This is a genomic window from Nocardia pneumoniae NBRC 100136 (genome assembly GCF_000308755.1).
Lineage (GTDB): Bacteria > Actinomycetota > Actinomycetes > Mycobacteriales > Mycobacteriaceae > Nocardia > Nocardia pneumoniae.
The window spans coordinates 63,220-86,606 of sequence record NZ_BAGF01000084.1; the positions used below are offsets into that span (position 1 = coordinate 63,220).

General features: G+C 69.2%; 19 protein-coding genes. 11 read left to right on the top strand and 8 right to left on the bottom strand.

The genetic code is table 11. The features are described from left to right. Positions 1 to 41 precede the first annotated feature (41 nt). Positions 42 to 791: a helix-turn-helix domain-containing protein gene (locus ON34_RS27120; protein WP_040784977.1), complete on the top strand. Its 750-nt coding sequence runs from the start codon at positions 42 to 44 to the stop codon at positions 789 to 791. A 68-nt stretch (positions 792 to 859) separates the two neighbouring features. Then, positions 860 to 1,945 carry a glycoside hydrolase family 183 protein gene (locus tag ON34_RS27125; protein ID WP_040784727.1) on the top strand — a complete coding sequence of 362 codons (1,086 nt, stop codon included), beginning with the start codon at positions 860 to 862 and terminating at the stop codon, positions 1,943 to 1,945. A gap of 61 nt (positions 1,946 to 2,006) precedes the next feature. Here the strand turns inward: ON34_RS27125 and ON34_RS27130 are convergent, their stop codons facing one another. Both ON34_RS27130 and ON34_RS27135 read right to left on the bottom strand, forming a co-directional pair. Next, on the bottom strand, positions 2,007 to 2,609 hold the full coding sequence (locus ON34_RS27130) for a DUF6069 family protein (protein WP_040784729.1): 603 nt from the start codon (positions 2,607 to 2,609) through the stop codon (positions 2,007 to 2,009). A gap of 174 nt (positions 2,610 to 2,783) precedes the next feature. Beyond that, complete coding sequence (locus ON34_RS27135; RefSeq protein ID WP_245548217.1) at positions 2,784 to 4,556, bottom strand: VanW family protein; 1,773 nt, start codon at positions 4,554 to 4,556, stop codon at positions 2,784 to 2,786. Between the two features lie 439 nt (positions 4,557 to 4,995). Between ON34_RS27135 and gnd the strand changes: the two genes are divergently transcribed. Next, the gene (gene gnd / locus ON34_RS27140; RefSeq protein ID WP_040784979.1) at positions 4,996 to 6,024 is read left to right on the top strand and encodes a phosphogluconate dehydrogenase (NAD(+)-dependent, decarboxylating); all 1,029 of its coding nucleotides are present in this window, start codon (positions 4,996 to 4,998) and stop codon (positions 6,022 to 6,024) included. An 81-nt stretch (positions 6,025 to 6,105) separates the two neighbouring features. Here gnd and ON34_RS27145 read toward each other — a convergent pair whose 3' ends face one another. Beyond that, on the bottom strand, positions 6,106 to 7,428 hold the full coding sequence (locus ON34_RS27145) for an acetyl-CoA C-acetyltransferase (RefSeq protein WP_040784732.1): 1,323 nt from the start codon (positions 7,426 to 7,428) through the stop codon (positions 6,106 to 6,108). A 205-nt stretch (positions 7,429 to 7,633) separates the two neighbouring features. On the opposite strand from ON34_RS27145, the gene ON34_RS27150 reads away from it, so the two are divergent. Together ON34_RS27150 and ON34_RS27155 are read left to right on the top strand one after the other, a co-directional pair. Continuing rightward, positions 7,634 to 8,992: a 3-oxoacyl-ACP reductase gene (locus ON34_RS27150; RefSeq protein ID WP_040784734.1), complete on the top strand. Its 1,359-nt coding sequence runs from the start codon at positions 7,634 to 7,636 to the stop codon at positions 8,990 to 8,992. Then, on the top strand, positions 8,989 to 9,879 hold the full coding sequence (locus ON34_RS27155; protein ID WP_063821746.1) for a MaoC family dehydratase: 891 nt from the start codon (positions 8,989 to 8,991) through the stop codon (positions 9,877 to 9,879). Before ON34_RS27150 ends, ON34_RS27155 begins: the two co-directional genes overlap by 4 nt. 51 nt (positions 9,880 to 9,930) lie before the next feature. Here ON34_RS27155 and ON34_RS27160 read toward each other — a convergent pair whose 3' ends face one another. From ON34_RS27160 to ON34_RS27170, 3 genes are all read right to left on the bottom strand, one after another. Further along, positions 9,931 to 11,199 carry a DUF5685 family protein gene (locus ON34_RS27160; RefSeq protein ID WP_040784736.1) on the bottom strand — a complete coding sequence of 423 codons (1,269 nt, stop codon included), beginning with the start codon at positions 11,197 to 11,199 and terminating at the stop codon, positions 9,931 to 9,933. A 109-nt stretch (positions 11,200 to 11,308) separates the two neighbouring features. Next, on the bottom strand, positions 11,309 to 11,908 hold the full coding sequence (locus ON34_RS27165) for a TetR/AcrR family transcriptional regulator (protein WP_040784738.1): 600 nt from the start codon (positions 11,906 to 11,908) through the stop codon (positions 11,309 to 11,311). A 128-nt stretch (positions 11,909 to 12,036) separates the two neighbouring features. After that, positions 12,037 to 13,197, bottom strand: a complete 1,161-nt coding sequence (locus tag ON34_RS27170) for a glycoside hydrolase family 3 N-terminal domain-containing protein (protein ID WP_040784740.1) — start codon at positions 13,195 to 13,197, stop codon at positions 12,037 to 12,039. Positions 13,198 to 13,423: 226 nt separating this feature from the next. On the opposite strand from ON34_RS27170, the gene ON34_RS27175 reads away from it, so the two are divergent. The 5 genes from ON34_RS27175 to ON34_RS27190 all read left to right on the top strand — a co-directional run bounded on the left by ON34_RS27175 (position 13,424) and on the right by ON34_RS27190 (position 20,377). Beyond that, the gene (locus ON34_RS27175; protein WP_085997150.1) at positions 13,424 to 13,897 is read left to right on the top strand and encodes a universal stress protein; all 474 of its coding nucleotides are present in this window, start codon (positions 13,424 to 13,426) and stop codon (positions 13,895 to 13,897) included. 69 nt (positions 13,898 to 13,966) lie between these two features. Further along, entirely contained in the window at positions 13,967 to 15,061 is a 1,095-nt protein-coding gene (locus ON34_RS27180; RefSeq protein WP_040784741.1) for an isochorismate synthase, read from the top strand. Between the two features lie 162 nt (positions 15,062 to 15,223). Beyond that, positions 15,224 to 15,394: a DUF2613 domain-containing protein gene (locus ON34_RS35000; RefSeq protein WP_083889821.1), complete on the top strand. Its 171-nt coding sequence runs from the start codon at positions 15,224 to 15,226 to the stop codon at positions 15,392 to 15,394. After that, on the top strand, positions 15,375 to 19,742 hold the full coding sequence (locus ON34_RS27185; RefSeq protein WP_083889822.1) for an alpha-(1->3)-arabinofuranosyltransferase: 4,368 nt from the start codon (positions 15,375 to 15,377) through the stop codon (positions 19,740 to 19,742). The genes ON34_RS35000 and ON34_RS27185 overlap by 20 nt, the downstream gene beginning before the upstream one ends. Positions 19,743 to 19,876: 134 nt before the next feature. Then, complete coding sequence (locus ON34_RS27190; protein WP_174372079.1) at positions 19,877 to 20,377, top strand: DinB family protein; 501 nt, start codon at positions 19,877 to 19,879, stop codon at positions 20,375 to 20,377. 20 nt (positions 20,378 to 20,397) lie between these two features. Here the strand turns inward: ON34_RS27190 and ON34_RS27195 are convergent, their stop codons facing one another. Then, a complete protein-coding gene (locus tag ON34_RS27195) occupies positions 20,398 to 21,582 on the bottom strand; it encodes an acyltransferase family protein (RefSeq protein WP_040784742.1) in 1,185 nt (394 codons plus the stop codon). A gap of 203 nt (positions 21,583 to 21,785) precedes the next feature. Between ON34_RS27195 and pgfA the strand changes: the two genes are divergently transcribed. Beyond that, positions 21,786 to 22,937 carry a cell envelope lipid trafficking protein PgfA gene (gene pgfA, locus ON34_RS27200; RefSeq protein WP_040784743.1) on the top strand — a complete coding sequence of 384 codons (1,152 nt, stop codon included), beginning with the start codon at positions 21,786 to 21,788 and terminating at the stop codon, positions 22,935 to 22,937. A gap of 65 nt (positions 22,938 to 23,002) precedes the next feature. On the opposite strand, the gene ON34_RS27205 is transcribed toward pgfA, so the two are convergent. After that, positions 23,003 to 23,362 carry a VOC family protein gene (locus ON34_RS27205; RefSeq protein WP_040784744.1) on the bottom strand — a complete coding sequence of 120 codons (360 nt, stop codon included), beginning with the start codon at positions 23,360 to 23,362 and terminating at the stop codon, positions 23,003 to 23,005. Positions 23,363 to 23,387: the final 25 nt, after the last annotated feature.

Consider the following 23,387-nt stretch of genomic DNA (forward strand, 5'->3'; position numbering starts at 1 on the left):
ACGGTTCGGGGCGGAAGGTGTCGGCAGAGGTGCCCGAGGTGATGCGCAACGCGACTGGCATCGGCGCTTACTTGCGCGAACGACGACTCGCAGCCGGATTGACGCCCGCGCACCTGGCCCAGCACGCCGGACTCACCGAGCCGGTGCTGGATCAAGTCGAAACGGGCGCGGTCACACCGAGTTACCCGCTGCTCGAGCGGCTTTTCGACGCGCTGGAAGTGCCGGCCTGGTACCGCAGGCACATCGTCGTGCTGACTTTGCCGAACTTCTTCGAGGCCGCTTACGGACCCGGACCGGGGGTGCCGACTCCCGACGACCTGGACGACCTGCACAGCCTTCCCGATCCGGCCTGCTATCAGCGAATGCCGACGCAGGATCTGGTGGCGGCGAACTCCGCCTTTGATCGGACCTTTCCGGGAGCCGCCGCCCGATCGAACATGCTGGAGTGGATGTTTCTGGACTCGGCCGCCAAACGGGTGATCGTGGAGTGGGCCGTCGAGGCGCACCTGCTGGTCGACGCGTTTCGCATCCTGTCCCCGCTCGCGCCGCGCGAGCGCGTCGAGGAGATCGCCGAGCGCTGCCGCCGCTCCCCCGACTGGGACCGCATGTGGACCAGCGAGGTGCGCTCCGCGGACATCCCGCGCGGCAGGCTGCTGGTGCGCGACCTCGCCACGCGCCGGGTACGCACGATGAGCATGCGCGTCTACAGCCCCGAACTGCCCGAACGGCCTTGGTGGCTCTACCGGCTGGTGACGAGCGCCCCAACTCGTGGCGCGCATGCGCCGATGTAAGCGACATCGAGGCGGCGAGCAGGCACAATGAGCGAGCAGACTGCGTCCCAGACGAAGGGAATTGCCGGATGACTCGCTCGCTGTCCGCACTTGCCGGTGCCGGTGCGCTCGCAACGGTCCTCGCCCTCGCCGCCGCCGCGCCGGTCGGGGCCGACCCCAACAACGTCATACCGATCCCGGCCCTCAACGGCATCCACGGACTGCCGAACCTGCCCGGTCCGACCAAGGCCGTCTTCCAGGTGACCGGCATGGACAGCCCGAACCGCACACAGAATTTCAATGTGCTCGGCACCGATCTCGGCATCATGTGGGATGACGGCAACGGCCGCATGCTCACCGCTTTCGGCGACAGCGCCGGGCTCGGCTTTCCCAATCTGCTCGCGGGCAGCATCTGGGCCTGGACCAGCAACGTGCTGTTCCGCAGCTCGACACACGACCCGGCCAGCGGCATCATCTTCGACGACGTGGTGCCGAATCCCCTACCCAGCCCCAAGATCCCAGGCATCGAGATCAGTTTGATCCCCACGGCGGGCATCTCGGTGGGCGGCGTGCAATACATGAGCCTGATGTCGGTCCGGGAGTGGGGCGACCACGGCAAGTGGCACACCAATTTCTCCACGCTGGCCTCCTCGCAGGACGGCGGCACCACGTGGACGCCACTCACCACCACACGCCGCGCCAATGTCGACGGTCACGAGAACTTTCAGCAGAACGCCTTCCTTAAGGCGGGCGGCTACGTCTACCGCTACGGCACTCCCTCCGGCCGCAACAATCCCGGATTCGTCTCGCGTGCAAAAGAAACCGATATCGCCAATATCGACGCCTATGAATACTGGGACGGCAAAGCGTGGAAGCCCGGCGACGCGAAGACCGCGGCGCCCATCGTGGGCGGCGTGGCCGAATTGTCGGTGATGTGGAACGACTACCTCGGCCAGTTCGTCATGCTGACCACCGATCCGTCCAACAGCGTCGTCATGCGCACCGCGGCAGCACCCGAAGGGCCGTGGAGCGAACCCAGGGTCCTCATCGATACCCGCGCCCTGCCCACCGCCTACGCACCGATGATCTTCCCGTACCAAACCGGCCGTGACCTCTACTTCATGGTCACCCAGCACACCCAGTACAACGTTCTGCTGATGCGAACACCGCTGTGACAGTGGGGGCGACTCGTGCCAGCCCCTGTCCGCATGAGGCAGCGGTCCACTCGGCCCTTCCTCACTGGGGCACGACGCTCTTGGCCCCCACCATGCGCACCATGCTGAGGATCGGAAGACCGATCACCAAATGTTCGATCCCAGTGGTGATACCCACCCACAGGTCGCTGGACAGGGCCAGTGGAATGATCACCGCCGCGGCGGTGAGGATCCCCACGATCCAGCCGAAGAACAATTCCGGTGACGGAGTACCCAGGCGAAGCAGATACCAGAGCACCCCGGCCAGCAGCGCGCAGATGAAGGCAACCACGGCGAACCAGTACGCGGGCTGGGACATCGGGTTCCACACCCCGAACTTGCCGCTTTCCGTCATCCGGGTGGCGATGATTTCGATGATCCAGGCGCACAGCCAGGCCGCGAGCGCGGTTACCACTGCCGTGGCGAACACGCCGCCGGCGAACATGCCGATGTTGACGTCCGGCCCCTGCTGTGGCCGGGACTGCCGGTCCGGATAATCGGACTGCTGATATGCGCTGTATCCGTGGTCTTGGCCGTACCCGGCACCCTGGCCGTATCCCGGATCACCCCGGTAGCCGGGATCACGGTAATTCCCCGGCTGATAACCGGCTTCATAACGTGCGGTGTGCTGGTCGCGCGGATCCATGGGATTCAACCGCCGATCACCTCCGTCGAGAGCATGCGTGTGCGTCGAGTGTAGGGCCCGGCCGATCAGGCTGCTGGCCGCATTGAGGTGTCCATAGAGAGCACACCACCATCGACGCGATTCCAGCGGCCGCCATGCTTCGACGTTCGAGCAGAGTTGTGGCGGCCGGGAATCTCACTCACACTTGACGACCGGAATCGGGTCGTATTTCACCGTGCGGGTGGTGCGGGAGACTTCGCGTCCGGTTTTGCGGTCGGTGATGACGCGGGTGTCGGAAATGGTGAAGCCGGGGGCGCCTTCGGAGGCGATGCAGTCCTTGCCCTTGGGCAAGGTGATGGTCTTGGGCTCGGTCGGTTTGGTCTTCTCACCGGTGATGGATTCGACGTCCACCGTCTTGGTGCCCCACAGGCGGACGGTCACCTCCGAGTCGGTGACGAAAGCCTCGATGTAGACGCCGGTTTGGCTGTTGTTGCGGAATTTGAGGTCGATCGCGCCATCGAAGACGGTGGCCTCGCGGGCGGCCGGGTAGCGGGAGATGTAGTAGCTGTGCTCGGTATGGCCCGCGTCTTCCAAACCGGCGAAATACGCGGCGTTGTAGAGCGTGGTGGCGAACTGGCTGATGCCGCCGCCGACGGCGGTGCTGGGGCGGCCGTGGTCGATGATGCCGGACTCGACATATCCTTCCGCCGTACCGCGCGGACCGGTGAATTCGTTGAGCGAGAACGTCTCTCCCGGCTTCACGATCGCGCCGTTGACCTTCCTGGCCACGGTGCGGATATTGACGCCGGAGGGTCCGCTGAAGCCGCTGGTGGTGAACGAACCCACGGTCTCGACGATGCCGAGCCCTTGCGCCGCCTCGGTGGTCACTTTCGGTTCGACTCGCTCGTAGACCGCCTGGCCGGTCCGCTCGCCCTGGGCAACCAGCAGCGCGTTGAACTGTTCGAAGGTCTTCGGCCAGTTGATCTTGTCGCCGACCACCGCGGGAACCACCGCCGGTCGACCGCCGGAGACGGCGAAGGTAGCGTCCTTCGGCTCGACCTCCGTGGGCGCGAGCTGCGCGGCGAGCAGGCCGATCGCGGCGTCCTGGTTCACCGACACGGCCAGACCGCCCTGCCCGTCCGGCGCGAAGGTCAGCACGGACGCGATCTGCTCCGGGTCGAGCCTGGCGGCGCCGCCCTTGCCCGCGAACGTGATCGGCGCCTGCACCGCGGGCTGCGCGATCTCGCGCAGCGCCGTGTCCACGGCTTCGGGGCGCACGCTCTGGGGAGCGGGAACGACCGGAAGGTCCAGCGGCGCTGCGGTGATCCAGTTGTCGACCAATTCCGCTCGCGCGGCAGCACTGTCGAGCACGCGTCCCGGAACCGGCGGCACCGCAACAGGCCTCGCCTTGTCGAAGGTGATGGTGCCCTCGACCGTTGGGCGGTCGTGCACCCGCAGTTCGGACAATTGGCGGTCCAATGCCGGTTCGTCGACCGCGCTGACGATCGCTACGTCGCGGGTGGTGAAGAAGGAGGCGAGCCGGGTGAACGGGTTGAGCGGCTGGGAGCCGATCCGCGACCAGGTGGCGTCCCAGTTCACGCCGAGTCCGGCGGAGCTCGGCACGATACCGGTCTGCACGTCGCCGATGCGCAGCGGCAGTTCCCGGCTCGCTCTCGGCTCGAGTTCGGCGCGCAGGCGGGCATCGGCCGCGGACTTGTCCATGCCGCCGATGTCGACGCCCGCCACGACGGTGCCGCGGGGCACCTCGCCCGAGGACAGCGCCCAGTCCACGGCGTATCCGAGACCCGCCAAGGCGAGGACGGCGCCGACCGCGATGCCGACCCTGCGCACCACGGCGGTATCCGGGCGCTTCGGCGGTGGGCTGGAAATCGGACGGCGCCCGGGGGCGCGGCGCGGCGGCGGGGGCGACGGCCGCCGCGGGCCGGTGTGCATGGGCTGAGTGGGCATCGCATCGCCACGCCACCCGACCGATTGGTCTGATTCCTGGGGTCGATCCGCCCCGAGGAGCTGGCGCCATCCGACGTCGCCACCCGCTCCAGGGCCGCGGTCTCCGGTGCTCGGCTGGCTCGTCACGAACCGTCCTCCACGTTCCATTGAATTGTGGACTCGCACGACACGAGTCCTCACCAACGATAGTGGCCCTTACCGACAGGGGTCGGCACAGCACGGATCAGCAGCAATCCCGCGCAAAAGAGCCGGGTACAGCACGCAAAGAGGCCCGCGCAGTTGCCGGGTCGGGGGTCTGGCAACTGCGCGGAGCCACCCCGTTTATCGGAGCACCGGATGTGGCGTTACACGCGCGGGGCAGACCGTGACCGAAGCAACGCGGGAGAATCGAGAAGGACCGCCGCGCCGCAAGACTTCGCACACGAGGGAGATGGATGGCATGCAGCTGGGAATGATCGGCCTCGGCCGGATGGGCGCCAATATCGTGCGTCGGATCGTCGCCGACGGGCACACCGCCGTCGGATACGAGCGTCGCGCCCAGCACATCGACGAATTGCGCGCCGAGCTCGGGGACGGCTTCCAGGGCAGCACCGATCTCGCCGAGTTCGTCCACATGCTCGAGGCACCGCGCGTGGTGTGGGTGATGATCCCGGCCGGCGCGACGAGCGCGGTGATCGACCAGGTGGCCGAACTGCTCGAGCCCGGCGACATCGTCATCGACGGTGGCAACAGCCGCTACCACGAGGACATCCAGCGTGCCGAGCGGCTGCGGCCCAAGGGCATCCACTACCTGGACATCGGCACCTCGGGTGGGGTTTTCGGCCGCACCCGCGGCTACTGCCTGATGATCGGCGGCGAGGCGGAGCAGGTGAAGTACCTCGACCCGCTGCTGAAATCCATCGCCCCGGGTCTGGAAGCGGCCGAGCGGACGCCGGGGCGCACCGGCGAACCCTCCACGGCCGAGCTCGGCTACCTGCACTGTGGACCGGCGGGCGCGGGCCACTTCGTGAAGATGGTGCACAACGGCATCGAGTACGGCGCGATGGCGGCCTACGCCGAAGGCTTGAACATCCTGCACAAGGCCAATTACGGCGCCGAGCACGCGGGCGAGTTCTCCGCGGAGGAGACGCCGCTGGAGCATCCCGAGTACTACCGGTACGACATCGACGTGCCCGAGGTCACCGAGGTGTGGCGGCGGGGTTCGGTGGTCGCGTCCTGGCTGCTCGACCTCACCGCGGCGGCGCTGCACGCCGACCCGGACCTGGAGTCCTACAGCGGCCGGGTGTCCGATTCCGGCGAGGGGCGCTGGACGATCGACGCCGCCATCGATGTCGGCGTGCCCGTGCCGGTGCTGTCGTCGGCCTTGTTCGCGCGGTTCTCCTCCCGGGGCGAGGCCCTTTACGCGGACAAAGTGCTCTCGGCGATGCGAAAGGCATTCGGCGGCCACCACGAGCTTCCGGACAAGTAGGCGATGACAACGCGGCCCCCGATCGAATTCCGATCGGGGGCCATTTCGTCGTGCGTCAGCTACTCCCGGCGCTCGGCGCGATCAGCGCTCCAGGATCGCGACCACGCCCTGTCCACCCGCGGCGCAGATGGAGATGAGAGCGCGGCCGGAGCCCTTTTCGGCGAGCAGCTTCGCGGTGGAGGCGACGATGCGGCCGCCGGTCGCGGCGAAGGGGTGGCCAGCGGCCAGCGACGAGCCGTTGACGTTGAGCTTGCTGCGATCGATCGAACCGAGCGCGCCGTCCAGGCCGAGGCGCTCCTTGCAGTAGGCGTCGGACTCCCACGCGGCCAGGGTGGCCAGCACCACCGAGGCGAACGCCTCGTGGATCTCGTAGTAGTCGAAGTCCTGCAGGGTGAGGCCGTTGCGGGCGAGCAGGCGCGGCACCGCGTAGGTCGGCGCCATCAGCAGGCCGTCGGGGCCGTGGATGTAGTCGACCGCGGCGACCTCGCTGTCGACCAGGTTCGCCAGCACCGGCAGCTTGCGCTCGGCGGCCCACTCCTCGCTGGACAGCAGCACGGCGGAGGCGCCGTCGGTCAGCGGGGTGGAGTTGCCCGCGGTCATGGTCGCGTCGCCCGCCTTCACCCCGAAGACCGGCTTCAGCGTGGCCAGCTTCTCGATCGAGGAGTTCGGCCGCAGATTGTCGTCGCGGGTCAGGCCGAGGAACGGCGTGATCAGGTCGTCGAAGAAACCGCGATCGTAGGCGGCCGCCATGTTCTTGTGCGACAGGTAGGCCAGCTCGTCCTGCGCCTCGCGCGCGATGCCGAATTCCTTGGCGGTGATCGCGGCGTGCTCGCCCATGGACAACCCGGTGCGCGGCTCGGCGTTGCGCGGGATCTCGATGCCGAGCATGCTCGGGCGCAGCTGGCCGACCAGCTTGAGCCGGTCTTTGTTGGACTTGGCGCGGTTGGCGTCCAGCATCCACTCGCGCAGGCCCTCGCTCACCCCGATCGGGGCGTCGGAGGTGGTGTCGGTGCCGCCGCCGATGCCTGCCTCGATGCGACCCGCCGCGATCGCGTCACCGACGGTGACGATCGCCTGGAGGCCGGTGCCGCACGCCAGTTGCAGATCGTGCGCGGGGGTGTAGGGGCTCAGCTTGCTGCCGAGCACGCTCTCGCGGATGAGGCCGTGCTCGCCGACCCGCTTCAGCACGGCGCCGCCGACGACCATGCCGAGCCGCTCGCCCTGCAGGCCGAAGCGGCTGACCAGCCCGTCCAGCGCGGCGGTGAACATGTCCTGGTTGGAGGCGTGCGCGTACGCCTTGTCCGAGCGAGCGAACGGAATCCGGTTGCCGCCCACGATCGCGACCGGGCGGGTCGTCTTACCGGTCTTGGCGGTGCTCTTCGCCGAACTGACTTTGCTGGTCACTCGAGTCTCCAAGGTCTCGTGGATGGATGTCCCGGCGGCCCGGTTCGGCGTGGCTCCACGCAGATCGGCGCACCGTCGCGGTTGTTTACATTAAACTTACTCTGGAGTAAGTTTAATGTCGACACATACCCCGCAAAAGTGCGCCAGCGAACCACGCCGGGGCGACCTCCAACCCGAGAGACAGAACTCAGAAAAGGTAGGAATAGTGGCAGCCAGCAAGAACAAGGGTGCTCCCAACCTCTACGGATCGTTCGTACACTCCGCTCCCGGCGCGTTCCTGGCCAGCAAGCTCGGCCTGCCGCAGCCGGAGACCTTGCGTCGCTACGTCAAGGGCCAGCCGCCGCTGCCCGGTCCGGTGCTGCTCGGCGGCAAGGGCCGGGTCGCAGAGCCGGTCCGGGCGCTGCTGTCGGACTACACCTTCGCCGACGCACTCAGCCCCGAAACCAAGTACGGCGCCCTGGTGTTCGACGCCACCGGCATCGGCACGATCGAGGACCTCTCGCAGCTGTTCGAATTCTTCCAACCGGCCATGCGCAGCATCGCCCCGTCCGGGCGCGTCGTGGTCATCGGCACCACGCCCGAGCTGGCCTCCAGCGTGGACGAACAGATCGCGCAGCGCGCGCTGGAGGGCTTCACCCGCTCGGTGGCCAAGGAGCTGCGGCGCGGCGCGACCGCGCAGCTGGTGTACCTGCACCCCGAGGCTCCGGCCGCCGCGACCGGTCTGGAGTCGACCCTGCGCTTCCTGCTGTCGGCCAAGTCGGCGTTCGTCGACGGCCAGGTCATCCGCGTCGGCAAGGACGACGCGACCGCACCCGCCGACTGGGACCGCCCGCTGGAGGGCAAGGTCGCCGTGGTCACCGGCGCGGCGCGCGGTATCGGCGCGACTATCGCCGAGGTGTTCGCCCGGGATGGCGCCCAGGTGATCGTGGCCGACATCCCGGCCGCCGGTGAGGCGCTGTCGCAGACCGCGAACAAGGTCGGCGGCACCGCGCTTGCGCTCGACGTGACCGCCCCCGACGCCGCCGAGAAGCTGGCCGATTTCGCCACCGAGCGCTTCGGCGGCATCGACATCGTCGTGCACAACGCGGGCATCACCCGCGACAAGCTGCTGGCGAACATGGACGAGGGCCGCTGGAACGCGGTCATCAACGTGAATCTCGCCGCGCCGCATCGCATTACCGAGGGCCTGGTGGCCAGGGGCGCGCTGAAGGAGGGCGGTCGCGTGATCGACGTGTCCTCGATCGCGGGCATCGCGGGCAACCGCGGCCAGACCAACTATGGCGCGTCCAAGGCGGGTGTCATCGGCATGGTCGCCGCCGAGGCGCCGAAGCTGGCGGAGAAGAACATCACCATCAACGCCGTCGCGCCCGGTTTCATCGAGACCGCGATGACCGCCGCCATCCCGCTGGGCACCAGGGAGGCGGGCCGGTTGATGAGCTCGTTGCAGCAGGGCGGCCAGACCGTCGACGTCGCCGAGACCATCGCCTATTTCGCGAGCCCGGCCTCGAACGCGGTGACCGGCAACGTCGTTCGGGTCTGCGGGCAGAGCCTGATCGGAGCATGATGGCCCACGGCGCAGCAGCGGGGGAACAGACACAGGTGATCACGCTCACCGAACCGCCCAAGAACAGCAAGCTGTTCGCCAAGGCGGCGCTCGGCGCGGTGCCGCTGCTGTCGGCGCGCAAGCCGACGGTGCCGGACCGGGCCGTTCAGCTCGAGGGTCTGCGGGTGGATCCGGATCATCTGGCCGCCTACTGCCGGGCGACCGGTCTGCGGTTCGGTGACGCCCTGCCGCTGACCTACCCGTTCATCCTCACCTTCCCGCTTGCCATGCAATTGGTGGTGGCGCGGGACTTCCCGTTCGTCGCGGTGGGCGCGGTGCACGCGGAGAATGTCATCGAGCGCACGCGCGACATCTCGGTGAGCGAGCCGCTGGACATCCGCACGCACATCGAGAATCTTCGTGAGCACCCGAAGGGGCTGCTCGTCGACGCGATCAGCGACGTGAAGGTGGGGCGTGAGCTGGTGTGGCACCAGGTCACCACGTTCCTGCACCAGCAGCGCACCTCGCTGTCGGGCGGACCGAAGCCGGAGCCGAAGCCGGAGGAGGTTCCGCCGCCGCCGCTGCGCACGTTGCGGGTGGACCAGAAGACGATCACCCGGTACGCCGCCGCGTCCGGTGACCACAACCCGATCCACACCTCCGCATTGGGCGCCAAGGCATTCGGGTTCCCGAGGTCGATCGCGCACGGCATGTGGTCGGCGGCGACCGTCCTCGGCTCGGTCGAGGGCCGCATTCCGGAGCAGACCACGTACTCGGTCAAGTTCGGCAAGCCGATTCTGCTGCCCTCCACCGTGAACGTATACGCCGACCAGGTCGAAGGTGGCTGGGATCTGGCGCTGCGCCACCCGAAGAAGGGCTACCCGCACCTGACGGCGACCCTTCGCTGAACAACCGAAGCCGCTGCCGGATTCAGTCGAATCCGGCAGCGGCTTCGTTCCTCAGCAGTCGCAGCCGCAATCGCAGTTGCAGCAGCCGCAATCACAACAGCCGCAATCACAGTCACCGCAATCGCTGCAATCGCAGTTCTTGATCCATGCGTCCTTGCGTTCGCCGGTGCAGGGTTGCGTGTGGTCGGCACAGCAGGCGTAACCGGTGCAGTATCCGCCCAGGATGAGTGCGAGGGATTCACCTAGTCCGGGGCGGCGGGTCGGTGGACGATGACCCGTGCGGTGCATGCGCGGGCGCACCTCGGCGTGCGGCAGTCCGGCGGTGTCGTGGCATACCGAGCAGGTGTGCGCGGCGAAGGTCCCGAGGCCGCTGCCGATCCGCCGCAGCACCGCGGTCAACGGGTCGAGCAGCATCCAGCGGACGGTCGGCACCCGACTCAGCTCGGCCGCGGCAATAGCGGTGCGCAGGTGCGAATTCGATTCCCGCAGTAAGTCGTATGCCTCGGGCAAGGTTGTTCCGGTGGCCGCCAGAGGGTTGAAGGTGTCCCGAGACAAGTCCTCGTCATAGTCCGCGACGGCGTCGGCCAGGTGCGCGATCCGACCGAACTGCCATCCCGCCTCGCGCAGGGCTTCGACATTGTCCGGGCGATCGGCCAGCACGGCGGTGTGGGCGAAGAACGCCGACGCGCACAGCTGGGTGGGTGCGGTGAGCCGGTCCAGCGGATCGGCCGACGACGCCATCGCCGACGTCCAATGCGCGGAGGCGACAAGCGATTCCGGCACGAACCCAGCCGTCCGCGGCCCAGACGGACGCGAACCGCCCACGGCGACCAGCTCTTTCGCCTCCTGCTCCAGTCGCACCTGGGCATCGAGCGCGGCGACGAGCGGTTCGACGTCGAGACCGATCCGCGCGGCGCCCGCGCGCGCCTCTCCCGCCCACCGCCTCGCCGCTTTCGCCAGCGGCCCACGCGCGAGCGCGGCCACCTCACCGTCATCCACGTGATCGCGAATCTTGGCTGACGCCAATAGCAAGGAGGCCGTGGTGGCCAGCTGCACACCGGGTGAGTCCGCGGTGGCCACCGAGGCCCGCCGCATTCCGCGCAGCGGGCACGGCGCCGCCGTGGTGCGCCGCGCCGAACCGGACTGCGCCTCGGTGAGCACGCTCAGCACCAGCGCGTCCTTGTTGGTCGTGGCGCGGGCGAGCTGACCGTGCCCGTCGCGCAATCCGAGACACAACCCGCACAGATGCGCACGCCAATCCGTGCTATCGATGCCATATTTCCGAGCGCCGTGCGCGCACGGCCTGAGCAACCCGAACACTTCCGCCCCGTTCTCCCGGCTCTACCGAAGGAGCCGGTCCGCATTTGTCGAACTCACGCACTCTGGCAGGAGGGCGACGCGGAAGCAACCGCGCTGGGCAAAAGCCGGGCTACTCGGTCTTCTTGCGACCGGCCAGACCGCGCCAGGCCAGGTCATCGAGGAGGTCGACGGCTTCGGCGACCTCGATCCGGCCACTGGCCAGCCGGTCGGCGATGGCCTCGCCCGCGCCGATCACGGCGACCGCGACGACATCGAAATTCGTCCCGGGCTCGGCGTGCTTGGCGCTGGACTCCAGCAGTTTGGCGGTCAATTCGATGACGCGCTCGCGGGCGTTCTCGATCTCCGACGCGAACGCCTGCTGACCGATGGCCTGCCGGTAGAGCACCTGCCAGGAGCGGCGATTGCGGTCGACGAAGCCGAGGAAACCCTCCAGCGCGGTGCGGACCTGCTCATGCGGCGACAGCAGCGGGTTGCCCGCCGGTGCGACGGATTCGATGAAGCGCATGCCCTCGCGCTGGATGCAGGCGCGGAATAGTTCGTCCTTGGAGCCGTAGTACAAATACAGCATCGGCTTCGAAATCTTCGCCTCGGCGGCGATCGCGTCCATCGAGGTGTCGTGGAAGCCTTTACGCGAGAAAACCTCCACCGCGGCGTCGAGCATCTGCTGCTCGCGTACCGCCCGCGGAAGTCGCTTCGTTCCGCCCGCCATCCACACTCCTACCACAGGTGAACCTCATATATTACTCCAAGGTAAGTTCCGGCGGTCCGATTTGCTCACCGGTCGCCCGACTCGACCGTGCGGCTTCCTCGCCCGGCCGGGTCGTTCATGCGACTGCCTCAGCAGCGCGGCAACGCACCCTTGAAAGCGGCCATCCGCAGCACCGAGGCATCCACCTGCGCCATCGGGAGGCGTCCGCTCGACACCGCCTGCTCCAGCCGGTCGAGCACCCGCGGCACCGCGTCGGTGGTGATCCACAGGGCGTTGTCGGCCCCGGCGACGAGTGCGGCCTCGACGGCCTCCTCGATCGACATTCGGCTGGTGATCGCCGCCATCCCGCCCAGGTCGTCGGTGAAGATCGGTCCCTGGAACGGCGCGGCGCCGTAGCCGCGGCCCTCGCGCAGTAGCGCCATGGCCTCGGGACTGATGCTGGCCGGGACATCGGGGGTGGTCAGGCCGGGCACGTCCAGATGGCCGACCATGACCGCCGCGCCCGATCCGACCAGGTCGCGGAACGGCACCAGGTCCACGGTCTGCAACTGCGCCAGCGGCGGCGTGCGCACCGCGCCGGTGTGCGAGTCGCCGGAGCCGGACCCGTGACCGGGGAAGTGCTTCATCACCGTGCCGACACCGACCTCACGCATCGCCCGGATGTACGCGTCCGCGTAGCGGCTGACCACGGCGGGATCGTCGGAGAAGGAGCGGTCGCCGATGACCGTGTCGTCGGGCTGGGAGCTGACGTCGACGTCCGGGGCGAAGTTCACCGTCACGCCGACGTCCTTCAGCGCGCGTCCCCTGGCCAGCGTCGCGCTGTAGAACTGCTCGGGGCTCATGGTCTGCGCCGTCACCCGCGCGGACGGCGCGGGGCCGATCAGGTCGCGCACACGGGAGACGCGGCCGCCCTCCTCGTCGATGGTCACCATGAGCGGAACCCTGGCCGCCTCCTTGACCTGCGTGATCTCGCCCGATCCGAGTAGCGCCTGGTCGGTCCATCCGCCGACGAAGATGCCGCCGATCTGCTCGGTGCGCACCACGTTCGTGGCGTCGGCCGCGCCGGTGACGCCGACGGTCAGCAGCTGGGCCAGCTTCTCGCGGGTGGTGAACTGCGCGAGATAACCGGCATTGCAGTCCGGCGGCGCCGCGGACGTGACCGGGACCGCGGCGGTCGTCGCGTCCGGTGTGGTGCTGCTCGGCGACGCCGAATCGGAGGAACCGCCGTTCGAGCAGGCGGTCGCGATGGCGGCGAGAATGGCGAGGACGAGCAGAGGCGTCTTCCGCATGGAGGTCAACCGTACTCGCCGCGGCGTGGGCGACCGCACCCGCTGGGTGCCTACCCGGCAGGCAACTCGCGGCCTCGAACGCGACGGCGGTCCAGTCGCGCGCGGCGTCGGCGCGACGCGCGGCAATGCTTTTGGCAGCCGTATTTGCGCAGGTGGGACCGGGATTCGGAGCGACAGGGCGGGGTAGTCTCTTGGTATCGCCGTGCGTCTCCCTCAGGAGGTCACCGTGCCCTGCGATCTGATGCTCATCGCCTACGACGGCTCCGAGAACGCCAAGCGCGCCATCGAATACGCCGGACGCTTCCTCACCGCGAATCGCGCCATCGTGCTGACCGCATGGGAGCCGATGGTGCGGCAAGCCGCCCGCCTGTCCGGGTTGTCGGGTGTCATGCAGCCGGAATGGGTGCCCGACGACGAGATGGAGGACATCGCCTACGTCGACGCGCGCGCCGTCAACGCCGAGGGCGTACGGCTGGCCGAGCTGGCGGGCCTGAACGCCGAGGCGCGCACCGCGGAATGCACCTCGACCATCTGGAACGCCATCGTCGACTGCGCCGACGAATTGGACGTCGACATCATCGTCGCGGGCACTCGCGGCGCCACCGGCATCCGTGCGCTCCTGCACAGCAGCGTGGCCGACGCCGTCCTCAAACACTGCCACCGCCCCGTCCTGCTCGTCCCGCCCGGAAAGAATCCCTGACCGCGCGACGGGTGAGACTTGGATCGCTCGACAGCGATGGGACACCGATGACGGGGTTAGTTTGGTCCCATGGATGGGTTCCTGCTTGCTCGCGCCGATGGGGTTGTTCGGGGGTACGGGAGCCGGGTCGTCTTCGACGACGTGCAGCAGGCGGGGGCAGCGCTGCGGGACGGGAGCGCGGAGCTGATCGTGGGCGCGCTGCCCTTCGATCCGCGCAGGCCCGCGGCGCTGACTGTGCCCGAACGCGCCGAGCACACGGCAGGCCCGTGGCGGCCCGCCGCGCTGCCCGATCTGCCCGCGGTCCGGGTGGTCGCCGAAATACCCAGCCCGGCAGAGCATGTCGCGCGGGTGACGAAACTGGTCGAGCAGCTGGGTGACCCGGCGCAGCCGCTGCGCAAGGTCGTCGCGGCGCGATCGGTGCTGGCGGAGGCGGAGTTCGCGCTCGACCCCGAGCTCGTCGCCGGACATCTGCTGACCAGGCACCCGCACGCGAACGTCTTCGCCGTCGACTTGACGCCCGCGGGCCGCGCCGGGGCGACGCTGGTCGGGGCCACGCCGGAAGTGCTGATCGCCCGGCACGGCGACACCGTGACGCTGCGTCCGCTGGCGGGCACGCTGCCGCGGCTGCCCGACCCGGACGCCGACGCGGCGCAGGCCCGGGAACTGCTGGGCAGCACCAAGAATCGCGACGAGCACGCGTTCGTGATCGACTGGATCGCCGATCGCCTCGGGCCGATCTGCGCCGAATTGTCCATTCCCGACAGCCCGGAGCTGATCAGCACGCACGAGGTATGGCACCTGGCGACGCCGATCAGCGGGCGCTTGCGCGACACCTCGATCACCGCGCTCGACCTAGCGGTGCTGCTGCACCCGACGCCCGCGGTCTGCGGCACCCCGACCCACCTCGCCTTGGACACCATCGCGCACATCGAGGAGGATCGCGGGTTCTACGGCGGAGCGGTCGGCTGGTGCGACGCGGGCGGCGACGGCGCGTGGATGGTCGCGATCCGCAGCGCGGAACTGTCGGCCGACGGTCGCACGGTCCACGCGTACGCGGGCGGCGGCATCGTCGCGGCCTCCGACCCGCAGGCGGAGCTGGACGAGACCACCGCGAAGCTGCGCACCCTGCTCGGCGCGCTGCACTGCACGCTGCCCGCGCACTGATCCCTCCGCCTGTGTGGCCGGTCACATGCAGGTCAGGGCGTGCGCGGCGCCGGTCGGCGGGACAAGTCGATGGAGATTCCGCGGCCTGAACGCATACAAATACCGGACGTCCTGCTAGGTTGACCGGGAACGTGCCTGCATCGACGTAATTGGAGTGCCGCGATGAAGTTTGCTGTCCCTGGTGTTGCGAGTGCGGTCGCGGGCGCCGTGCTGGGCGTGATCGGTGTTCTCCTCATCACCATGGCCGTGCAGCAGAACACGCGACCGGAGATCGACCGCAGCGGCGACAAGGACTCCTCGCTGCTGAACAGCGTTGAGTACGGCAGCCGCTGACCCGCTGACCTCCCCTTCACCGGCCGACTCGCTCGGATCTTCCGCGGCGCCGGGGCAGCACAGCACCGCGCCGCTCGGTAGACGTTGGTTCGCCGCGACAGTCGTCGCGGCGTTCCTGCTGACCTTCGCACAGGCGCCCGGACGCACGGTCGCCGACACGAAATACGACCTGGCGCAGAATCCGCTCGGCTTTCTGGAACGCGCGAGCCATCTGTGGAGCAGCCAGGCGCCGATGGGCCAGGTGCAGAACCAGGCCTACGGATATTTCTTTCCGCACGGCGCGTTCTTCTCGCTCGGCCATGTGCTCGGCGTGCCCGCCTGGGCGACCCAGCGGATCTGGTGGGCGCTGCTGCTGCTCGCCGGATTCTGGGGGATCGTCCGGCTGTGCGAGACGCTCGGCATCGGCACGCGTGGGTCGCGCGTGGTCGCGGCGCTCGCGTTCGCTCTGTCGCCGCGGGTGCTGACCACGCTCGGCTCGATCTCCTCGGAGACGCTGCCGATGATGCTGGCCCCCTGGGTGCTGCTCGCGCCCGCCGCACTCGGCATCGCCCAGCGGGACCGGCGGCGCGGCGGAGCCGCCTCTCCCGCGGGCAGCGCGCTGGCCCTTGCGCTGATGGGCTCGGTCAACGCGGTGGCCACGGTGGCCGCCTTCCTGCCCGCGCTGCTGTGGTGGAGTTCCTACCGGCCGAATCGGCGCTGGTGGCGCTTCACCGCGGCGTGGATTCCGCTGCTCGTGCTCGCCACGTTCTGGTGGGTCGTGCCGCTGCTGCTGCTCGGCAAGGTGAGTCCGCCTTTCCTGGACTACATCGAATCCTCGGGCGTGACCACGCAGTGGGCTTCGCTGGGCGAGGTGCTGCGCGGCACCGACAGCTGGACGCCGTTCGTCTCGCCGGAACGCATCGCGGGCGCGGTGCTGGTGACCCAGCCCGCGGCGGTGCTGGCGACCGGCCTGGTCGCGGCGGCGGGCATGGCGGGCTTGGCGCTGCGGTCGATGCCGTACCGGGGCAGGCTCGCGCTGATCCTGTGCGTCGGGCTGGTCGGCATCTGCGCCGGGTTCGTCGGCGAGTTGGGCGGGCCGTTCGCGGAGTCGGTGCGCGTCTTCCTGGATTCCGGTGGCGCTCCGCTGCGCAACGTGCACAAGCTCGAGCCACTGATCCGTATCCCCCTGGTGCTCGGTTTGGCTCAGCTGCTGGCGCGGGTGCCGCTGCCCGGCTCGGTGCCGATGCGGGTCTGGCGCGGCGCGTTCGCCCATCCGGAGCGCGACCGCGCGGTCGCGGTCGCGGCGCTGATCCTCACCGCGCTGGCCCTGTCCACGTCGCTGGCCTGGACCGGCAAGCTCGCTCCGCGCGGCGCCTACGACCGGGTGCCCGCCTATTGGCAGCAGACCGCGGACTGGCTGCGGCAGAATGCCGCCGATACGCGCGCCCTGGTTGTTCCCGGCGCCCCGTTCGGCAGCCAGGTCTGGGGACTGACCCGCGACGAACCCCTGCAAGCGCTGGCCGACACGCCGTGGGCGATTCGCGACGCGGTGCCGCTGAACCCGCCCGGCACCATCCGCGCGATGGATTCGGTGCAGCGGCTGATCGCCGACGGCAGGCCGTCGACGGGGCTGGCCCCGACGCTGGCCGCCCAGGGCATCGGCGTCGTCGTGCTGCGCAACGACCTGGACCCGGAAACCTCCCGCTCCACGCGGCCGATGCTGGCCCACCAAACGCTGGACGGCTCACCCGGGCTGCGCAAGGTCGCCGAGTTCGGCAATCCGATCGAATCGCTGGTGATCGCCGACGGCTTGGTAGCCGACGGGGATCTGCGGCCGCCCTACCCGGCGGTCGAGATCTACCGGGTGGACGCGCGCGGTCCGGGAACGCCCGCCGAGGTGCGCGGCGGCACCGGCGCACCGCAAGCGTTCCCGGGGGCGTACACCGTCCCGCTCGGCGACGTTCCGGTCGTGCAGGGCGGGCCGGAAGTGCTCGAACGACTGCACCGCGACCACGCCGCCCCCGAGACTCCCACCCTGCTGGCCGCCGACGCGACCCGAGCCGGGCTGCCCGTCGGCCCGGTGACCGTCACCGACACCCCGATGGATCGCGAAGCCGATTTCGGCCGGGTGGACAACCACAATTCGGCGCTGCGGGCTCCCGATGACGCGCGCCGCACACACAACCTGGTGCCCGACTATCCGGTGCCCGGCGCGGAGCTGGTGCGCGGCGAATGGTCCGGCGCGACGATCACTGCCTCCAGCTCGGCGGCGGACGCCACCCAACTCGGCGGTGCGGCGCCGGGGAGTTCCACCGCGGCGGTCGTCGACGGTGATCCCGCCACCGCCTGGATCAGCAACGGCACCGAACGCGCGCTGGGGCAGTGGCTGCGGCTCGACCTCGATCACCCGCTCTCGACCGGGCAACTGAGCCTGACCACCAGCTCGGCCGCCATCGGCGATCCGGTCAAGTGGATCGAGGTGCGCACCGCCAATGGCACCGTCTCGGCCCGGGTGCCCGAACCCGGTACGGCGGTTTCGGTTTCGCTGCCCGCGGGCAGGACCGATTGGCTGACCATCACCGCCATCCGCACCGAAGGCGGTACCCGCGGCGGGCAATTCGGCATCAGCGAACTGACCCTGGACGACTACTCCGAGCGTGACGCGCCGGTCCGCGTCGACATCCGGCATCGGACGGTGGTACCGCCCGCCCCGGTGGGCGCGCCGGTGCGCGGGTGGGATCTGGGGCAGGAATTCCCCGGCCGCAGCGCCTGTTTCGACGCGCCCGACCGAGTGCGGTGCAGCAAGGGCCTCGCGTTGGCGCCGGAGGAACCGGGAGCGTTCCAGCGCACGCTCCAGGTCCAGGAGCCGATGACGGTCACCCCGGCGCTGACCGTCCGGACCAGGCAGGGACCCGCGCTGGAGGCGCTGCTGACCGACCACGGCCGCCCCGTGGCCAGGGGCAAGGCCGACGTCGGTGACCTGCGCGGAGCCGCGTTCGCCGCGACCGACGGCGATCCGCGCACGAGCTGGACGGCGTTGGAGGACTCGGTCCGCGATCCGACCGGCGGCAGGCCGACACTCACGATCGAGCTCCCCGAACCCGCGCTGGTGACCGGCCTCGAGCTGACCCCCTCGCTCGGCGGCCTGCCCGCGGCGCCGACCTCGGTGACGGTGAATCTCGGCGACGGTCCACAGGTGCGCGAGCTGGCCGAAGCCGACCCGGGCACGCCGGTGCGCGTCTCATTGCACCCCACCGTGACCGACCGGATCGAGCTCAGCATGCGCACCTGGCGGCCGGTGCTGGACAAGACCGCGCTCGGATTCGCCCAGACCCAACCGTCCGGCCTGGCGGAGGTGGCGGTGCTCGGACCGGAGTACCCCGAGCCCGCGCCGCTGGACCGCGAGCTCACCGTCCCGTGCGCGCTGGGGCCGACGATCGAGGTCGGCGGCCGGATCCTGGCCACCACGGTCACCGCGACCGCCGCCGAACTGCGCTCCGGAGCACCGGTTTCCGCTCGTGTCTGCGCCGACGACGCGGGCGAGCTAGCGCTGACACAGGGCCGGGTCGACGTGTCGGTAGGGCCGACCGATCTGTTCTTCGTGGACCGTCTGCGCTTGGACCGCACCGGGATGGAGCCTTCCGCCGCGCACCGGTCCGACGCGGGAACACGGCTGCTCGTGCTGCCGCTGAGCACCAACGTCGGCTGGCATGCGACCACCGCGGACGGACGCGTCCTCGACCCGGTGGTGGTCGACGGCTGGCAGCAAGCCTGGCTGCTGCCCGCCGACGCCACCGGCCCGGTCACCGTCTCGTTCCCGGTCGACCGCTGGTACCGCCTCGGCATCTTCGGCGGCCTGCTGCTGCTCATCCCGCTCGCCGTTCTCGCCATTCCACGTCGCGAGCGCACCACGAAGCGACCGGATGTCACCGGGATCGAACACGCTCGCATGGCCTCGGATGCGCTTGCGACACAACCGGGCTCGCCCGCGGGTGCAGCCCCGGGCACCTGGGGCCGCAGGTGGATGGGCGCGGCCGGGCTCGCCGGTGCGACCACGCTGATCGCGGGTCCCGTCGGCGCGATTGTCACGGTGATCGCCTTGGCCGCAACTCGTTTCCGGCCGCACCTGGCCCCTCGAGCACTCGTCGTCGTCGCGGGCGTGGGTACCGCGCTGTCCGCCGCCGCGCTGTCCACCGGGCCATGGCGCTCACCCGACGGGTACATGGGCGGGTCGCTGCTGGTGCAGCTGCCCGCGGTGATCGCGATCATCGCGGTGGGAATCGCGGCGCTGCCCCCGCGCAAAGACCAGTCGGATACGAGACGGTCCGCCGAGTCCGGTGATGAGTTCGGCCGACCGGCCTCCGACTGACCGGCCTGCCAACCGCGTCGGCGTGGTCACCGGGCGCGGCTCACGCATGGCGTCCGACGCGGGCAGCCACGCGTCATTGGTGGACGCCGATTCGCCGTGCGCCGCAACGGCAGTCGTTGCTAACGTGACCACGCGTGAACACCTGTGCCGAATGCGGTTTCGTCTACGACTTGGCTTCGGCGGCCGAGGTGCCGTCGCTGGCGCGGGAGCACGCCGTGGAGTACGCCGATCTGCTCGGCGCGGATATCGACAAGTTGCGGCAGCGCGGCAAGCCCGACGTGTGGTCGCCGCTCGAATACGCCTGCCATGTACGGGATGTGCTGCTGGCCCAGCGCGAGCGCGTGCTGACCGCCCGCCGCCTGGACAATCCGGTCGCGACGCCGATGGGTCGGGACGAGCGGGTCGACTACGACGGCTACGCGGAACAGGCTCCCGCGGACGTGGCCCGCCAGATCCGTGACGCGGCCCTGCTGTTCGGCAACGTGCTGGAGCGACTCGGCGACGAGGACTGGGAACGCACCCTGAGCTTCCCCTATCCAGAACCCGCGGATCGCTCGCTGCGTTGGCTCGCGCTGCACACCTTGCACGAACTGCGCCACCACTTGCTGGACATGCACCGGCAACTGGACGGCTGACGCGGTACCCGCGCTGCTGATCAGGGTGCGGGTTGTGGCTCTTCGTCCCGCTTCACCCGGTCCCGCTTGCGGACCCAGCGCCGCACCGGCTCCTCGACCAGCGCGTAGCTGGCGGCGGCCACCGGGAGCGTGATGGCGATCGTGAGAACGAGGACATGGATGAAGTCCCCGGAGAAGGGCAGGATGCCGAACACGGGGAACACGATCGTCAGCACCGCGAGATGCCAGATGAAGATGCCGTAGGACCAGCGTCCGAGCGTCGCGGCCACCGGCGATTCCAGCCAGCGGTGCGGACGCGCCGCCGGGTCGCGCAGCACCAGCGGCGCGAGCAGGGTGAATCCGATGATCGCGCCCAAGCCCATCTTCACCACGTACTGCCAAGGTTCGGCGCGGGTCAGCCCGGCCGGTCCGGCGAGATCGGTCGCGGCGAGCAGAAACGCGACGGTCGCGACCGTCCACATCAACGGCTGGTTCCCCGCGACCTTCCACCACCGTGATAGCCGCACGCTATGGTCGGCGAGTTCGGCGAGCAGCATGCCCGCGGCGAACCACGGCAAATAACCGGGCAGCCAGTTGTCGGCGTGGATGGCGTCCGGCGTCGGCACCGGAATGAAGTTCCAGCCGAGAGTGATCACGGCCCCGGCGAGCAGCACGGGGATCCGCCAGCGTGCCGCCGCGCCCCGCAATCGAACCAGCGCGAAGGCCAGCAACGGCAACACCAGATAGAAGGCCACCTCGACCGACAGGCTCCACATCTGGGTCAGCCCGTCGGTGAGCGTCAGCGGCACGAACACCTGCAGCAGCGCCAGGTTCGACACCCACACCCGCAGTCCCGCGGTGCCCGCCGCACTGGGCAGCAGCACCAGGACCGCGCACACCACGACCCAGTAGGCAGGCAAGATACGCGCCGCGCGATGTCGCAGGTAGTAGCCGGTCGGCGGTGCGGTGTCGAGCCCACGCGCGGCCGCCGCGTGCGGACGCCAGAGCAGGAATCCGGACAGTGCGAAGAACACCGCGACCGCCATGTCGAACCGTCCCCACACCCGCCCGATGATCGGCGTGCCCGAGGCTCCGGTCTGGAAGGCGACATGGGTCAGCAGGACGCCGAGAGCGGCCATTCCGCGCATACCTTCCAGCGCGGGAACGAACGCCCGTGGGCGCACCCGTTCGGTCGCCGGTGCGGTGGTGGGCAGCGTCGCGGTCATCGGGCTCCAGTCTGCCTCGCGAATTCACAGTTGATAACCCGACGTTTCAGATTTCGCGCTAAACTCGGGCGATTTCTCGGCCGTTTCCGGCCTCGACGCCGCATGGTACGACATCGGACTGTTAGTGTCGGGGCTCACGAGTGCCGCGGCCTGCCCGCAGTGCTCGCCGGAACGACCTGTGTTCTACGACGAGGAGAGTTTGCATGGCACTGAGTGCCGGTACCAGAAGGACGGTGGCCTGCCTGCTCGTGGGTCTCGGCGCGTTGCTGATCGTCGCCGCACTGATGATCCCGACCTACACCGTCGACAAACTGGCGAAAACTCCCCTCGATCTGGAGATCACCACGATCGCGACGAATCAGCCCGGTGAGGACAGCCTGGTGCTCGACTCCAAGTCGCTGACCGCGCCGGAGGGTTCCGCCAAAGTCGACACCAACGTCCCGCTGGTCTCGCAGCGGTTCCTCACCGTCGAGGACCCGGCCGACGCCGAGAAGATGACGGTGCAGGCGGGTCAGACGCTGCGGCGCATCGACAAGCAGGGCGACACCGGCCTGCTGACCGCGGTCATCGACCGGGTGACCATCGACCGCAAGACCGGCATGCCGGTCTCCACCGAGCCCAACGGCTCCATCGCGGTCACCACCACCAAGGAAGGCGAGAGCATCGCCGACCCGGTGCAGCACACCGGCCTGCAGTACCGGTTCCCGATCGGCACCGAGAAGAAGACCTACCCGTACTTCGATCTCAACGTGCGCAAGACCTTCGACGCCACCTTCGTCGAAGAGACCGAGATCAACAACATGACGGTCTACCACTTCCAGATGTCGGTTCCCGCGACCAACCTGTGGGACGTGGTGCAGTCGCCGACCAACCGGCTGAGCCTGCCCGCCGCCAAGTGGGGCGTCGAGGGCGGCGAGACCCCGGTGACCATGACCCGGTACTACACCAACACCCGTGACCTGTGGGTCGAGCCGCAGACCGGCACGGTGGTCAAGGGCGGCGAGCAGCTGCACCTGTACTACTCGCGCACCGCGGACAAGCCCGAGGTCACCGCGCTGAAGTCGCACATCGTGTTCGACGAGAACACCGTCGAGTCGCAGATCTCGGTGGCGAAGGAGAACATCGACAAGCTGTCGCTGTACGGCCGGATCATGCCGATCGTCTTGGGCGTGCTCGGTGTGATCGCGCTGATCGCGGGCGTGTTCCTGGGTGTTCGCGGCGGGCCTGCCCCGGTGCCCGCGCGCTCCGGCGGCGCCCCGGGCCAGCGTCCGGGCGGCACCGTCCCTCGGAGTGCGGCCGGTCGCGGCGGCGATGACGCGCCCACCGAGCAGATCCGGATCAACAAGCAACCCTGATCCGGCTGAGCACACCGAATTCGGCTCCCCCGCCTTCTGGCTGGGGAGCCGAATTCGTTCGCGGGTCAAGCGTCCGCGAGTGGATACGCGGTGGGATGGCGCGGTTGGTACAGCAGCATCGTGCCCGCCCCCGGAATGCGCAGGTCCACGCAGCGGCCGAAGCCCCGATCGGCGGGCTCGCCTTCGAAGCGCGCTCCGCGTGCGGTCAACTCGGCCATCGTTCGTTCGAGGTCATCGCACATCAGCGAGATCTCGTGCCGCGGTCGTTCCTCGGTGGGGTGAACACCGAGTTCACTCGGCCCGGTGGCGAACACGAGCCAGCCGCCGTCGGCGTCGACGTTCGGCCAGCGGAGAACGTCACGGAAGAACGCGCGGGCCGCGTCGGGATCGTCCGCATAGACGAGGGTGTGGACCGCGGTGATCATGGGCTCGATCCTAGGTAGGTCCCCG

Excerpts from the sequence above, each read along its gene's own strand:
- ON34_RS27120 (WP_040784977.1), top strand. The coding sequence starts at position 42 with ATGCGCAACGCGACTGGCATCGGCGCTTACTTGCGCGAACGACGACTC.
- ON34_RS27125 (WP_040784727.1), top strand. The coding sequence starts at position 860 with ATGACTCGCTCGCTGTCCGCACTTGCCGGTGCCGGTGCGCTCGCAACG.
- ON34_RS27130 (WP_040784729.1), bottom strand. The coding sequence starts at position 2,609 with ATGGATCCGCGCGACCAGCACACCGCACGTTATGAAGCCGGTTATCAG.
- ON34_RS27135 (WP_245548217.1), bottom strand. The coding sequence starts at position 4,556 with ATGCCCACTCAGCCCATGCACACCGGCCCGCGGCGGCCGTCGCCCCCG.
- gnd (WP_040784979.1), top strand. The coding sequence starts at position 4,996 with ATGCAGCTGGGAATGATCGGCCTCGGCCGGATGGGCGCCAATATCGTG.
- ON34_RS27155 (WP_063821746.1), top strand. The coding sequence starts at position 8,989 with ATGATGGCCCACGGCGCAGCAGCGGGGGAACAGACACAGGTGATCACG.
- ON34_RS27165 (WP_040784738.1), bottom strand. The coding sequence starts at position 11,908 with ATGGCGGGCGGAACGAAGCGACTTCCGCGGGCGGTACGCGAGCAGCAG.
- ON34_RS27170 (WP_040784740.1), bottom strand. The coding sequence starts at position 13,197 with ATGCGGAAGACGCCTCTGCTCGTCCTCGCCATTCTCGCCGCCATCGCG.
- ON34_RS27180 (WP_040784741.1), top strand. The coding sequence starts at position 13,967 with ATGGATGGGTTCCTGCTTGCTCGCGCCGATGGGGTTGTTCGGGGGTAC.
- ON34_RS35000 (WP_083889821.1), top strand. The coding sequence starts at position 15,224 with ATGAAGTTTGCTGTCCCTGGTGTTGCGAGTGCGGTCGCGGGCGCCGTG.
- ON34_RS27195 (WP_040784742.1), bottom strand. The coding sequence starts at position 21,582 with ATGACCGCGACGCTGCCCACCACCGCACCGGCGACCGAACGGGTGCGC.
- pgfA (WP_040784743.1), top strand. The coding sequence starts at position 21,786 with ATGGCACTGAGTGCCGGTACCAGAAGGACGGTGGCCTGCCTGCTCGTG.
- ON34_RS27205 (WP_040784744.1), bottom strand. The coding sequence starts at position 23,362 with ATGATCACCGCGGTCCACACCCTCGTCTATGCGGACGATCCCGACGCG.